Genomic DNA, 13387 nt, shown 5'->3' with positions numbered 1-13387 from the left:
CCCGCCGCCCCGAACCGCCCGGTGGTGCGCCGGTGACCCGCCTCGAGACTCTGGAGATCCGATGAGCGCGAGCGTCCTCTACGACCACCCCGGCCCGCGGGCCCGCCTGCGCAACCGGGTGCTCAGCGTCGTCGTCGCCGCGCTGCTGCTGGCGGGGGCCTACTGGGTCTACCGGGCCTTCGACGCCAAGGGCCAGTGGGACTGGAAGAAGTGGCAGCCGTTCTTCCAGGAGATGCCCACCGCCGGCGGCCCCCCGGTCAACGTGTGGGCCGACTACATCGTGCCCGGCCTGATCGGCACGCTCAGCGCCGCCGCCACCGCGATGGTGCTGGCCCTGGCGTTCGGCCTGGTCTTCAGCGTCGCGCGGTTGTCGGAGCACCGCTGGGTGCGGGTGCCCGCGGGCATGGTCGTGGAGTTCTTCCGCGCCGTCCCACTGCTGCTGATGATCTTCTTCCTGGTGTACGGCGGTTACTACGTCTTCGGCACCGCCGTGCCCGCCTTCTGGGCGGTCGTCATCGGGCTGACCCTCTACAACGGTTCCGTGCTGGCCGAGGCGTTCCGCGCGGGCATCCGCGCCGTGCCAGGCGGGCAGTCGGAGGCGGCGTACAGCCTCGGGCTGACCAAGAGCCAGGTGATGCGGCTGATCCTGATCCCGCAGGCGGCCCGCAGCATGCTGCCGGTGATCGTGAGCCAGCTGGTGGTGGTACTCAAGGACACCGCGCTGGGCTACATCGTGGCGTACTCGGAGCTGATGCTGGAAGGCAGCAAGATCTACGCCAACTACAGCAACCCCATCCCGGTGTTCCTGGTGCTCGCCGCGATCTACATCCTGATCAACGCCACGCTCACCCTCATCGCCCACCTGCTGGAGCGCCGCGCCAACCGTCGCGGCGTGGCCACCCCGGCCGCCCGCCTAGGTGCGGCGAACGCGGCCGCGTCGGGCCTCGGTGGCGGTGGCGGCGCCTGACATGCGGAAGGCGCCGTCCCGGCCAGCGGGGCGGCGCCTTCCGAACTCGTCAGCGGGCGATCTCGGTGGTACGCGACTCGCGGACGACCGTGATCCGGATCTGACCCGGGTAGGTCAGCTCCTCCTCGATCTGCTTGGCCACGTCCCGGGCCAGCACCGCGGCACCGATCTCGTCGACCTCCTCCGGGCGCACCATCACCCGGATCTCCCGACCGGCCTGCATCGCGAACACCTTGTCGACGCCCGACTTGGCCCCGGCGATCTCCTCGATGCGCTCCAGCCGCTTGACGTACGCCTCCAGCGACTCCCGGCGCGCCCCCGGCCGCCCGCCCGAGCAGGCGTCCGACGCCTGGGTCAGCACCGCCTCGATGGTCTGCGGCGGCACCTCGTTGTGGTGCGCCTCGATCGCGTGCACGACCTCCTCGCTCTCCCCGAACCGGCGGGCCACGTCCGCGCCGATCAGCGCGTGCGAGCCCTCCACCTCGTGGGTGAGCGCCTTGCCGATGTCGTGCAGGAAGGCCGACCGCTTGATCAGATCGGGGTCCAGCTTCAGCTCGGCGGCCATGATCCCGGCGATGTGCGCCGTCTCCACCAGATGCTTGAGCACGTTCTGCCCGTACGACGTGCGGTAGCGCAGCCGTCCCAGCAGCGTGACCAGCTCCGGGTGAATGTCGGTGATTCCCACCTCGACCAGCGCGTCCTCCGCCGCGCGCTGGCACATCCGTTCCACCTCGAACCGGGCCACGTCGTAGACCTCTTCGATGCGGTGCGGATGGATGCGCCCGTCGAGCACCAGCTTCTCCAGCGTGAGCCGTCCGACCTCGCGCCGCACCGGGTCGAAGCAGGACAGCAGCACCGCCTCCGGCGTGTCGTCGATGATCAGGTTCACGCCGGTGACGGTCTCGAAGGCACGGATGTTGCGGCCCTCACGGCCGATGATGCGGCCCTTCATCTCGTCACTGGGCAGGTGCAGCACGCTGACCACGCTCTCGGCGGTCTGCTCGCTGGCCACCCGCTGGATCGCGTCGACCACGATGTGCCGGGCCCGCTGCTCACCGGTGGCGCGGGCGTCGGCCTCGATGTCGCGCACCAGCAGCGCGGCCTCGCGCTTGGCCTGGTTCTCGATCGTCTCCACCAGCTCGGACTTGGCCGCGTCGGCGGTCAGCCCGGCGACCCGCTCCAGCTCGCGGCGGCGCTGCTCCTGCGCCTGGGCCAGCTCCTGCTCCTTGGCCTGCAGGGCCAGGTCCCACTTGGCCAGCTCGGTCTCGGCGGCGGCGATGCGCCGGTCGCGCTCGGCCAGCCGCTCGGCCTCCTCCACGTTCTGCCGCTCCCGCTCGGCCAGCCGCTCCGCCTCGGCGGCGTGCAGCCGCTCGCGCTCGTCCAGCCGCTGCAACCGGCGCTCGGCCTCGGCAGCCTGCTCCTTCGCGGTCGAGGTGAGCATCGCGATCTCGCGCTCGCCGGTCCGGCGGGCGGTGCTGCGCACCTGCTCGGCGTCCTCCTCGGCCTGGCGGTGCGCGCGCTGCAGCACGGTGTCGGCCTCGGCGTGGGCGGCGTCGAGCACCCGCTGCGCCTCGGCCCGGGAGGTGGTCACCTCAGCCTTCACCGCGGCGTTCTCGGCCCGTACGGCGGTGGCCTCGGCTCGGGCCGACGCGACCGAACGGCGCTCGTTCTCCAGCGCGGCCTGCGCGTCGGCGACGGAGTTCTGCAGCTCGACCAGGGTCTGCCGCTGCCGCTCACGCTCGGCGACCGCCTCAGGGTCGTCCACGATCACACTCAGCGGCGCGCCGGTCGGCGCGGTGGGCCCGGCCAGTCGGCGCATCAGCCGCGCGCCCAGCACCAGCGTCGCTGCGACCAGCAGTGCGAGCACGACGATCGCCGCGAGCAACGCTGTCTCCACGACGCTCATGGCGCGTTCCCGTCATGCTCGGTCATGGCCCGCCTCCTGACGCTCGGTCCCGGCCGGCACGGTGGTGCCGGTGCGGAGGCACCCGACCAGGGTGGGGGGTGACGGCACCGCACGATCATCGCTGCGCACAGCGCGTTGTGACGAGACTACATTCCGCTTCGGTACGCGGGTAGGCTCGTCCCGTCGCGCTGCTCAGCCGGCGCCAGGGCGCGTCGGAGCTGCGACTTCGTGTGGTCGGCCGCGCTGGGGTGTCGGCGGCCGAGTGTGTTCACCAGGCAAAACTGTTGTCGTACTGTTACGCGTTCTATGTTGTGTGGTTTAACACGAGCTGGTCGGTGATACCTCTTCATGCGAGGCTAGGTTGCCGGAGGCGGTCCGGTCAAGAACTCATGATCGGACACCAACTCGCACGCATCGCCCATTGTGTCCGGATGGCAAGCAATGCGCGCTGTCCGTAACGGTTCTGAATCCCGGCGTGTCGCGCGTGTCCGCGCTTCCGCCCCGACGCGGCCCCCGCCCGCCCGAACCTCGCCCCGACCGAACGCGCCACTTCCCCGAAAACGTTGTCATCCCCCGCCCGCCGCCAGGCGATGCCGCGATGCCGCGATGCCGCGATGCCGCGATGCCGCGATGATCAACATTACGGGTCAGCGTTCGGCACCGGCCATGACCCCCGCGAAACCGCCGCTCGCCCCGGCCGCCCCACGCGCGAGCGCGCAGTTTCGGAAAGTGAGTGCAGTTTCGGGGAAAGTGCACGAATCATGGTCGGCTTTCATGCACTTTCCCCGAAACTGCACGATAAGAGCGGCTACTACCACCGGGGAGACACGCGGACCGGCGGCACGCGGACCGGCGGTGGTCAGTCGTCGAAGACGTCGGGGTCGATCAGTTCGGCGAGTTCGGCGTCGGCGGCGCTGCGGGCCGCCAGCGCCTCCTTGACCGCGCGGACCGCCACCCCGCCGGGGTACCCCTTGCGGGCGAGCATGCCCACCACCCGCCGGAACACCGCATCGGGCTCCCCGCGCACCGTGCGCAGCTTGCGCTCAGCCAACTCGTACGCCGTGCGCTCCTGGGTCTCGTCGTCGAGCTCCGACAGGGCCTCGGTGACGGTCTCCTGGTCCACGCCGCGTCGGCGCAGCTCCTGCCCCAGCGCCCGCGCGGCCAGGCCACGCCCGTGGTGACGGCTGCTCACCCAGGCTCGCGCGAACGCCGCATCGTCGATCATGCCGACTTCGTCGTAACGGTCCAGCACCGCTGCCGCGACCTCGTCCTCGACACCGCGGTTGCGCAACGCCGTGGCCAGCTCCGACCGGGTGCGCGGGCGTACGGCGAGCTGGCGCAGGCAGATCTCCCGCGCCAGCTCGTACGGATCACGCGGCGCCGGCTCCGGCCGGGTCGCCGCCGACGGGTCACCCGGTTCGCCGGGGTCCCCGGTGCGCGGCGCACGGGGCGGGGCGGGTGGTTTGGCGTCCCAACCCCGACCGGTACGCGCGCGCCGACGTCCTGCCATCGTGGCGTCTCAGCAGTTCAGCGGATCAGAAGTCCACCGGCGGCAGCGCCGGGCCGCCCGCGGCGTCCGAGACGCTGGACACGCCGACGCCGAGCTTCTCCAGGATCTTCTTCTCGATCTCGGCGGCGACGTCCGGGTTCTCCTTGAGGAACTCGCGCGCCTTCTCCTTGCCCTGGCCGAGCTGGTCGCCCTCGTACGTGTACCAGGCGCCCGCCTTGCGGATGATGTTCTGCTCGACGCCGACGTCGATCAGCGAACCCTCGCGCGAGATGCCCTTGCCGTACATGATGTCGAACTCGGCCTGCTTGAACGGCGAGGCGACCTTGTTCTTGACGACCTTGACGCGGGTGCGGTTACCCACGACCTCGGTGCCGTCCTTCAGGCTCTCGATGCGGCGGATGTCCAGGCGGACCGAGGCGTAGAACTTCAGCGCCTTACCACCGGTGGTGGTCTCCGGGCTGCCGAACATGACGCCGATCTTCTCGCGCAGCTGGTTGATGAAGATCGCGGTGGTGTTGGAGTTGCTCAGACCGCTGGTCATCTTGCGCAGCGCCTGGCTCATGAGGCGGGCCTGCAGACCGACGTGGCTGTCGCCCATCTCACCCTCGATCTCGGCGCGCGGCACCAGCGCGGCCACCGAGTCGATCACGATCAGGTCCAGCGCGCCCGAGCGCACCAGCATGTCGGCGATTTCGAGCGCCTGCTCACCGGTGTCGGGCTGGGACACCAGCAGCGCGTCGGTGTCGACGCCGAGGGCCTTGGCGTACTCCGGGTCGAGCGCGTGCTCGGCGTCGATGATCGCGGCGATCCCGCCCGCGCGCTGCACGTTGGCGATCGCGTGCAGGGCCAGCGAGGTCTTACCGCTGGACTCCGGGCCATAGATCTCGACGATGCGGCCGCGGGGCAAACCGCCGATGCCCAGCGCCACGTCAAGGGCGATGGAGCCGGTCGGAATGATCATCATCTGCACCTGGGGACGCTCACCCAGGCGCATCACGGAACCCTTGCCGAACTGCTTGTCGATCTGTGCCAGCGCCAGGTCCAGCGCCTTTGTCTTGTCGGGATTCGTCGTCGCCATCTTCGTCGCCACCTCTGTCAGTGCACTGTCAGTCGACTTCGCAGCCTTTTTCGTCACGCGGTCACGCTAGGCGCTGGGTCCGACAAAGCGATACGGGCACGCCGCGCCTGTGGACAAGCGCACGGGAGTGGAGATTAGCCGAACACTTGTACGAGCGCCATCCTGCCACGCCGTAGTCGTGCCCACACCCGCGTCAGCGAAGTCGGGCGGGCACCCGATCGGAGTACTGCTCACACACGGCACGCCAGATCACGTGTACTTCCTCACCCTCGGCCAGCGCGGCGTCGATGGTGCGCCCACCCAGCCTGGCGAGCACCTGGTCCTTGGCCACGCTGGTGGCGTACACCGGGCCGAACACCTCACGCAGGCGTTCCCAGAAGTCCGTCCGTCGCATCCGGCCAGTCTGCCACTCCCCGCCGATCTCCGCCCGCCCCCACCTGCATGATCGCCACCTCCGGTCACCTCCCGAAGCCCCACCGCACCTTCCGCCCGAAGACCGCGATCAACTCCCGCACGACCACACGACCACACGACCACACGACGAGCACCACCCACCGCGCCGCCACCGCCCGGAGCGAACTCCCCCGCCACCCACGCCCCAATCAGGCTGCAGTTTCGGGGAAACTGCACGAATCCAGCCCAAGATTCCTGCACTTTCCCCGAAACTGCAGTCGATCATGGCAAGCGCGTGACGCGCCGCGAGCAACACGCAGCGCGAGGTCAGGCAGGCGCGAGGTCAGGCAGAGCGCGAGGTCAGGCAGAGCGCGAGGTCAGGCCGCAAGGTCAGACGCGGCCCGGGACAAGGTCGGGCGCGGCGCGGTACGGGGTGGGGTCAGGCGAGGTGGGGTGGGCGCGGGACAGAGGCGGGCGGTCAGTTGGTGGCGGGGGTGAGGGCGGCGAGGGCGGCGAGGGTGGACGGGCGCAGGGCCAGTGCGACCAGCGGCAACGTCGCCAGGGCCGCCAGCAGGGCCAGCACCCGGTACCCGGACAGCTCGACGATCACCCCGGACGCCGCTCCCGACCCCGCCGCCGCCAAGCCCATGACCAGGTCGGACACGCCCTGCGCGCGGGCCTTCACGGCGACCGGCACCGATTCGGCGAACAGGGTTGATCCGCCGACCATGGTCCCGGACCAGCCGAGCCCCAGCAGCACCAACGCGACGGTGATCAGGTCGGTGCGGTGGCCCGCGGTGGCGGCCACGGCGCAGGCCGTCAGCAGGAGCGCGACGCCGCCGAGGATGACCCGCAGCCGCCCGTACCGGTCGGTGAGCCAGCCGACGACCGGCGCCAGCGCGTACATCCCGGCGATGTGGGCGCTGAGCACGAGGCCGACCAGGCGCAGCGTGTCGGGGCCGGAGTGGGTCTCGCCGAGGTGCACGGGTGTCATGGACATCACGCCGACCATGACCAGGTGGCCGAGCGCCATGGAGGCCATGCCCAGCCGCGCGGCGGGCGACGCGAGCACCGCGCGCATCACGTCACCGAAGCGCGGCCGTGCCGCCACCCCCGACTCTTGGCTGCTGTTTCGGGGAAACTGCCCGAATTCCGCCCCGGATTCCTGCACTTTCCCCGAAACCGCAGCCTCGCGCACGCTCGCGGCCTCGCGGGCGACGCGCGTGGACAGGAGGAGCGGGTCGGGGCGCAGGAGGAGGGTGAGCAGGGCGGCGGCCAGCAGGAAGGACAGCGCGCAGAAGGCGAACGGCCCGGCCAGCAGCGGGATGCCGTACGGCTCCAGCAGCCGCCCGAGCGGCGCGGCGAGGTTGGGCCCGGCCAGCGAGCCGAGCGTGGTCGACCAGACCACCAGGGACAGCTGCCGTCCGCGCCGGTGCGGCTCGGCCAGGTCGGCGGCGGCGTAGCGGGACTGGAGCTTGGCCGCGCTGCCCGCCCCGAACAGGAAGAACCCGACGAACAGCAGGGGTGCCGAGCGCAGCAGCACCGAGCTGAGCACGCCCGCCGCGCCGAGGGTGCCGATGAGGTAGCACGCGGCGATGCCGGGGCGGCGGCCGTACCGGCTCATCAGGCTCGTCGCGGGGATCGCCCACAGCGCGCCGCCCACCACGGCCGCGCTCTGGGCCAGGCCGGACAGCGCGGCGGTGCCGGTGATGTCCTGCGCGAGCAGCGCGCCGATGGAGATGCCCATGGCCGTGCCCAGCCCACTGATGATCTCCGCGCCCATCAGCACCCGGACGGTGCGGGCCTGCACGGGCGCGTAGTCGGCCAGGGTGGCGCTCACGAGGGGACTCCCGGGGGGTCGGGGGTAAGGGGTGGTGCCGCTGTCTCTACCTTGCCTCATGGTGCCGGTCGGCACCGGCCCCGGGCTAGTCGAAGACGATTCGGGTATCGTCTTGGCCGCAGCAGGAAAACGCATGCCAGCTGGGTCCCTCCGCGGCACACGCACGCGATGTGTGCCGTGATTCCGGCGGCGCGCACAACTGAACCGACCGGACTTTCTCGGACGTCCGGTCAGATCTTGATCCCTGAGGCAACGTCGCTCCCGACCAGCACGTCCAGTGCGCAAGGGCAGCGCCGCTGCCCCGCAAGAGCCACTGGGCGACGCCGCGCGCCACCCAGCCGATCGGGGAAGGACAACCCGTGACCATCACCCCCGTCACGCCGCGCGCGATGACTGCCGAACAGCGTGAGCAGTTCGAGCGCGACGGCTATCTGATCATCCGCAACGTGCTCTCCCCGGACGAGGTCGCGCACTACGCCGCGGCCGTCGACCGGGTGTACGCCGAGCACGAGGCTGTCGGCAAGCTGGGTGCGGACGCGTCGCTGCACAAGCTGAGCGCGGTCGCCAGCTGCCCCGAGCTCAACGGCCTGGTCGACCACCCGGCGGTGTTCCCGCTGGTGTGGTCCATGATCGGCTGGAACGTACACGTCTACCACTCGCACCTGGACGTGCACCCGCCGATCCCCACCACCAAGCCGTACCGCTTCGAGTGGCACCAGGACGGCGGCCGCCAGAACGGCGAGCTGGAGACCGACCCGCGCCCCCGTCTGTCGGTGAAGCTGGCGTTCTGGCTGTCGGACGTGTCCGAGCCGGGCCGCGGCAACTTCAAGGTCGTGCCGGGCAGCCACAAGATGAACCGGATCGACGGCCCGCCGAGCCGCGACATCGAGTGGCCCGACCCCGCCGGTGCCATCGAGGTCTGCGTGCACCCCGGCGACGTGGTCTTCTTCGACCGCCGCATCTGGCACGCGCGCTCGAACAACTACTCGGAGATCACCCGCAAGGCGGTCTTCTTCGGGTACACCTTCCGCTGGATCGCCACCCGCGACCAGAAGCCGGCCGCGCAGGACGTGGCCCGGCTCAGCCCGGTGCAGCGCCAGCTGGTCGGCGCGCTCGATGGCCGCATCGACGACCCGGTGGACGGCGGCGACCACGCGTGGGGCTACTTCCCCGACGAGGTTCCGCTCTACACCGAGCTGAAGGAGCAGGGTCAGCTCGACTCGTCCTTCCCCTGGCTGCGTCGCTGAACGAAAGCCTGCCGAGAGGCCGTCCCCGGTTCGGGGGCGGCCTCTCGCCGTCTGTGCCGAGGTTGGCGGGCGTGGCTAGGCTCGGGCGCATGGACATGACCTGCCCCAAATGCCATGCCCCGATGCGGCAGTACGAGCGAAACAGCGTGACCATCGACCAGTGCACCGAATGCCGGGGCATCTTCCTCGACCGCGGTGAGCTGGAGCGCCTGGTCGACGCCGAGAACGCCTGGCACGGCGCGCGCGCCCAGCCGCAGCACACCGCGCCCGGCCACGCCCAGCCCGGCCACTACCCGCCGCCCGCCGCGCAGCCGGGTTACCCGCAGCAGCACGGCTACCCCCAGCAGCACGGCTACGGACAGCCGCAGCACGGACAGCCGCAGCACGGGCACAGCCAGCACGGCTGGCGCGACTACGACTCCGACGAGTACCCGAAGTACGGGCACGGCCACAAGAAGCACAAGAAGCACGGCAGCTTCCTGGAGGAGCTGTTCGACTAGCGCGTGATCGGGGCGGGGCCGCCGGTCAGCGCGGCGGCGACCGCGGCGGCCAGCGGCTCCACCTCGTCCAGGGCCAGTGTCGCCACAGTCAGCCGGATGCCGGGCCCGGTGGCGGTGCGGTAGACGTGGCCGGGGGTGACCGCGTATCCGGCGTCGCGCAGCGACGCGACCGCGCGGGTCTCGTCGGGCACCGGCACCCACACGTTGATCCCGGTGCGCCCGCTCGCGGCGACGTCCCGTCGGGCCAGCGCCGCGACCAGGGCGGACCGGCGCTGGTCGTACGCCCGACCGGCGGCCTCGATCCCGGCGCCGACCCCCGGATCGCGCCACAGCCGCAGCAGGGTGCGCTGCAGCACGGTGGAGACCCAGCCCGCACCCAGCCGCAGCCGCCCCTCCACCCGCGACACGGTCTCGGCGTCCCCGGCCAGCACCGCGCAGCGCAGGTCCGGCCCGTAGGGCTTGGCCGCGCTGCGCAGGAACGCCCAGGTCGCGCCGCCGCCGACCGGATGCAGCGGCACATCGGCCAGCTCCCCGGCATGGTCATCCTCGATCACGAACACGTCGCGCAGCAGCGGCCGCAGCTCGCGGGCGCGCTGTGCCCCGACCGCGCCGCCGGTCGGGTTCTGCGCCCGCGTGGTGACGATCACCGCCCGTGCCCCGGCGGCCAGCGCGGCGCGCGCCCCGGCCACCGTCGGCCCCTGGTCGTCCACCGGCATCGAGACCGGCACCAGGCCCTGCGCGGCGACCAGGTCCAGCAGCGCGGCCCAGCCGGGATCCTCGACCGCCACCCGGTCGCCGGGCCGCAGCCGGGCCGCGAGCAGCCGGTCCAGGCCGTCGAGCGCGCCCGAGACCAGGGTGTACGACGCGTCTTCAGGCAGCTCCGGCATCCGCTGCCGGGCCAGCGCCAGCAGTTCGGGCAGCGGCCCGCCCTCGGCGTAGCCGACGGCGCCGTCGCGGGCGGCCAACTCGTCGGCGACCTCGCGCAGGATCGGGGCGAGGTTGGGCAGCAGCCTCGGGTCGGGGTCTCCGGCGGCCAGGTCGCGCAGGCCGGACGGCACCGGCATGGCGGCCCGTGCCGCCCTGGTGGCCGCGATCGGGGTGACCGCACGCACCCGGGTGCCGTGGCGGCCCGCGGTGACCACGATGCCCCGGTCCCGCAGCCGCTGGTAGGCCGTGGCGACGGTGGCCGGGCTCACCGCCAGCTCCCCGGCCAGGGCCCGCACGCTGGGCAGCGCCGCGCCTGGGGCGAGCGCGCCACGACGGACACCCTCCTCGACGGAGTCGCTGATCGCGATTGCCGAGCCACCGGTGATCCGATATTGTGCTGTCACAATCTTAAGAATGTACTAGTACATAGTTCGCGAGGCAAGGAGCCGGGCCGTGACCGAATATCCGCAGACCGAGCGCACGACCGCCCTGCGGATGCGCGAACGCATGTCGTACGACCGCGAGGCCGCGCACGCGATCCTCGACGAGGGCTGGCACTGCTCGCTGGCGTTCGTCCGCGACGGGCTGCCCCAGGTGCTGCCCACCCTGCACGTCCGCCTCGACGACACGCTCTACCTGCACGGCTCGACCGGCGGCCGGATGGGCCTGGCGGCCCGGGGCGGCCTGCCGGTGGCCGTCACCGTCACCCACCTCGACGGCCTGGTGCTGGCCCGGTCGCAGTTCCACCACAGCGCCAACTACCGCTCGGTGATCGCCCACGGCACCGCCACCCTGGTCACCGACGAGCAGGAGAAGCGGCGGGTGCTCACCGCGCTGACCGAGAAGATCGGCGCCGGCCGGGCCGCGCAGACCCGCGGCCCCAACGACCGCGAGCTGGCGCAGACCGCCGTGCTGGCGCTACCGCTGGTCGAGGTCTCGGTGCGCAGCCGCACCGGCACGGCCGGCGACGACGACGAGGACCTCGACCTGCCCTACTGGGCCGGGGTGGTGCCGCTGCGGGTCACCGCCGGGCTGCCCGATCCCGCCCCGGGAGTGCGCGTACCCGTGCCCGACCACCTGCGCCCGGCCGTCTCCCGCTGGCTCACCCCCACCCCGCTGCGCGGCAGGTACGTGCACCTCGAACCACTGGACCTCGCCCACACCGACGGCCTGTTCGCCGCGCTCGGCGGCGACGAGCAGGTCTGGGAGCACCTGCCGTCCAGGTGCCCGCACACCCGGGCGCAGATGGCCGACGTCATCCGCGGCATCCTGGCCGAGTACGAGGCCGGGCGGCGCGTGCCGTACGCGCAGCGCGACGCCGTCACCGGCGAGCTGTTCGGCACCACCTCCCTCTACCCGGAGGAGCGGGTGCGGGCGTTGGAGATCGGCGGCACCATCGTGGCCCGGCCCCGGTGGCGTACGGCGGTCAACACCGAGGCGAAGCTGCTGCTGCTCACGCACGCGTTCGAGGTGCTCGGGGCGCGGCGGGTCACCTGGCAGACCGACGTGCGCAACCTGCGCTCACGCGCGGCGATCGAGCGGCTGGGCGCGGTGCCCGAGGGGGTCCTGCGCGGCAACCGCAACCGCAAGGACGGCTCGGCGCGCGACTCGGCGCTGTACAGCATGCTCGCCGCCGAGTGGCCGGACGCACAGAAGCAGCTGACCAGCCGACTTCTCCGCGGAGCCGAGACACGGTAAGGATGAGACATGCTCGGCGTCACTGACATCTGGACCTACGTCCTGGGCACCGTCGCCATCGTGCTCCTGCCCGGACCCAACTCGCTGTACGTGCTGTCCACGGCCGCGTCCCGTGGCGTACGCCAGGGCTACCGGGCCGCCTTCGGCGTGTTCGCCGGGGACAGCGTGCTCATGTTCGCCTCGGCGGCGGGCGTCGCGTCGCTGCTGCGCACGTACCCGCCGGTCTTCCTCGTGATCAAGTACGCGGGCGCGGCGTACCTGGGCTATCTCGGGGTGCGGATGGTCGCCGCCGCGGTCACCCGGTGGCGCTCGCGCGGCGAAGTCGCCGAGGCGGTCCCGGTCACCGAACCGGACACGACCAACCCGTTCCGCAAGGCGTTCACGATCAGCCTGATGAACCCGAAGGCGATCCTGTTCTTCGTCTCCTTCTTCATCCAGTTCGTCGACCCCGGGTACGCCTACCCCGCGGTCACGTTCCTGCTGCTGGCGACGATCGCGCAGCTGTTCAGCGCGGCGTACCTCAGTGTGCTGATCTTCAGCGGCAACCGGCTGGCCCAGGCGTTCCGCCGTCGTCGTCGCCTGGCCGCCGCGGGCAGCACCACCATCGGCGCCCTCTTCCTCGGCTTCGGCCTGAAGCTCGCCACCGCCTCCCTGAACTGACCTCCGACCGCCCCCGCGCCGCTCACTCGAACCCTGAGCGATCACATGGGCGGACTGATCGTGCAGTTTCAGGGAAAGTGCTGGAATCTTGGGTCGCGTTCGTGCAGTTTCCCTGAAACTGCACGAACGGACGGCCCACGCTTCGTCTCGCGGCACCCCCGCGACCGGCCGTCGCATACGGGTGGGGCGCGCTGGCGATCAGCTCAGGGCTGGTTCCGGGATGAGCAGGTCGAGGCGGCCGAGGTCGCGGATGATGTCGTTGACGACCCAGACGTCCACATGGGCCGGTCGGGCATGGCGGGCGTCGCGCCCGCGCGTCACCACATAGTGCACGGCGGCGCGCACCCGGGCGCGGTCGACGGCGCTGGCGCGTACGGTTTCGCGGATCAGTTGGCGCAGATGCGCCGCGATGCGCTCGAAGAGGGCGATCTCGTGGCTGGGCTGGGGCTCTCCGGCCTGCAGCCGGGCCAGGTGGCCGTCGAGCTGCCGCAGCAGCACGTCCGATTCGTGACGAAAGCTCCGTCGCTCGACCATTGCGTCCCTACCTCTCGCGACGTATTCGTTGCGCTACTTACCGTGAGCAAGACGGTACGTGATTCGGACTACTCCGGGCAACCCCGGCAAGCACTCTGTCTCACTCGACAGGTGCTACCCATTAGAA

12 protein-coding genes are annotated in these 13387 nt (G+C 71.5%); 5 read left to right on the top strand and 7 right to left on the bottom strand.

The annotated features are described in order from the left end of the window. Positions 1-61 precede the first annotated feature (61 nt). Positions 62-967 carry an amino acid ABC transporter permease gene (locus tag KUA19_RS14920; protein ID WP_217393618.1) on the top strand — a complete coding sequence of 302 codons (906 nt, stop codon included), beginning with the start codon at positions 62-64 and terminating at the stop codon, positions 965-967. 49 nt (positions 968-1016) lie between these two features. Here the strand turns inward: KUA19_RS14920 and rny are convergent, their stop codons facing one another. From rny to KUA19_RS14895, 5 genes are all read right to left on the bottom strand, one after another. Continuing rightward, positions 1017-2873: a ribonuclease Y gene (rny, locus tag KUA19_RS14915; protein WP_217393620.1), complete on the bottom strand. Its 1857-nt coding sequence runs from the start codon at positions 2871-2873 to the stop codon at positions 1017-1019. An 859-nt stretch (positions 2874-3732) separates the two neighbouring features. Continuing rightward, on the bottom strand, positions 3733-4383 hold the full coding sequence (locus KUA19_RS14910) for a regulatory protein RecX (RefSeq protein WP_217393622.1): 651 nt from the start codon (positions 4381-4383) through the stop codon (positions 3733-3735). Positions 4384-4408: 25 nt separating this feature from the next. Continuing rightward, positions 4409-5461 (bottom strand): recombinase RecA, encoded by a 1053-nt coding sequence (recA, locus tag KUA19_RS14905; RefSeq protein ID WP_217393624.1) that lies wholly within the window; start codon positions 5459-5461, stop codon positions 4409-4411. 193 nt (positions 5462-5654) lie between these two features. Beyond that, positions 5655-5855 carry a DUF3046 domain-containing protein gene (locus KUA19_RS14900; protein ID WP_217393626.1) on the bottom strand — a complete coding sequence of 67 codons (201 nt, stop codon included), beginning with the start codon at positions 5853-5855 and terminating at the stop codon, positions 5655-5657. 477 nt (positions 5856-6332) lie between these two features. After that, positions 6333-7637: an MFS transporter gene (locus KUA19_RS14895; RefSeq protein ID WP_217394621.1), complete on the bottom strand. Its 1305-nt coding sequence runs from the start codon at positions 7635-7637 to the stop codon at positions 6333-6335. A 416-nt stretch (positions 7638-8053) separates the two neighbouring features. On the opposite strand from KUA19_RS14895, the gene KUA19_RS14890 reads away from it, so the two are divergent. Continuing rightward, entirely contained in the window at positions 8054-8941 is an 888-nt protein-coding gene (locus KUA19_RS14890) for a phytanoyl-CoA dioxygenase family protein (RefSeq protein WP_217393628.1), read from the top strand. Positions 8942-9030: 89 nt separating this feature from the next. Further along, positions 9031-9441, top strand: a complete 411-nt coding sequence (locus tag KUA19_RS14885) for a TFIIB-type zinc ribbon-containing protein (RefSeq protein ID WP_217393630.1) — start codon at positions 9031-9033, stop codon at positions 9439-9441. On the opposite strand, the gene KUA19_RS14880 is transcribed toward KUA19_RS14885, so the two are convergent. Further along, the gene (locus KUA19_RS14880; RefSeq protein ID WP_217393632.1) at positions 9438-10772 is read right to left on the bottom strand and encodes an aminotransferase class I/II-fold pyridoxal phosphate-dependent enzyme; all 1335 of its coding nucleotides are present in this window, start codon (positions 10770-10772) and stop codon (positions 9438-9440) included. The genes KUA19_RS14885 and KUA19_RS14880 overlap by 4 nt on opposite strands. A gap of 91 nt (positions 10773-10863) precedes the next feature. Here KUA19_RS14880 and KUA19_RS14875 point away from each other — a divergent pair, with 91 nt between their 5' ends. Next, a complete protein-coding gene (locus KUA19_RS14875; protein WP_217394622.1) occupies positions 10864-12066 on the top strand; it encodes a bifunctional pyridoxamine 5'-phosphate oxidase family protein/GNAT family N-acetyltransferase in 1203 nt (400 codons plus the stop codon). A gap of 9 nt (positions 12067-12075) precedes the next feature. Then, a complete protein-coding gene (leuE, locus tag KUA19_RS14870) occupies positions 12076-12726 on the top strand; it encodes a leucine efflux protein LeuE (RefSeq protein WP_217393634.1) in 651 nt (216 codons plus the stop codon). A gap of 198 nt (positions 12727-12924) precedes the next feature. Here leuE and KUA19_RS14865 read toward each other — a convergent pair whose 3' ends face one another. Next, positions 12925-13224: a hypothetical protein gene (locus KUA19_RS14865; RefSeq protein WP_308167250.1), complete on the bottom strand. Its 300-nt coding sequence runs from the start codon at positions 13222-13224 to the stop codon at positions 12925-12927. Positions 13225-13387: the final 163 nt, after the last annotated feature.

The sequence above is a fragment of the Catellatospora tritici genome (assembly GCF_019083965.1).
Lineage (GTDB): Bacteria > Actinomycetota > Actinomycetes > Mycobacteriales > Micromonosporaceae > Catellatospora > Catellatospora tritici.
The sequence above is the reverse complement of the archived record's forward strand: the minus strand, read 5'-3'. Positions and strand labels throughout refer to the sequence as shown.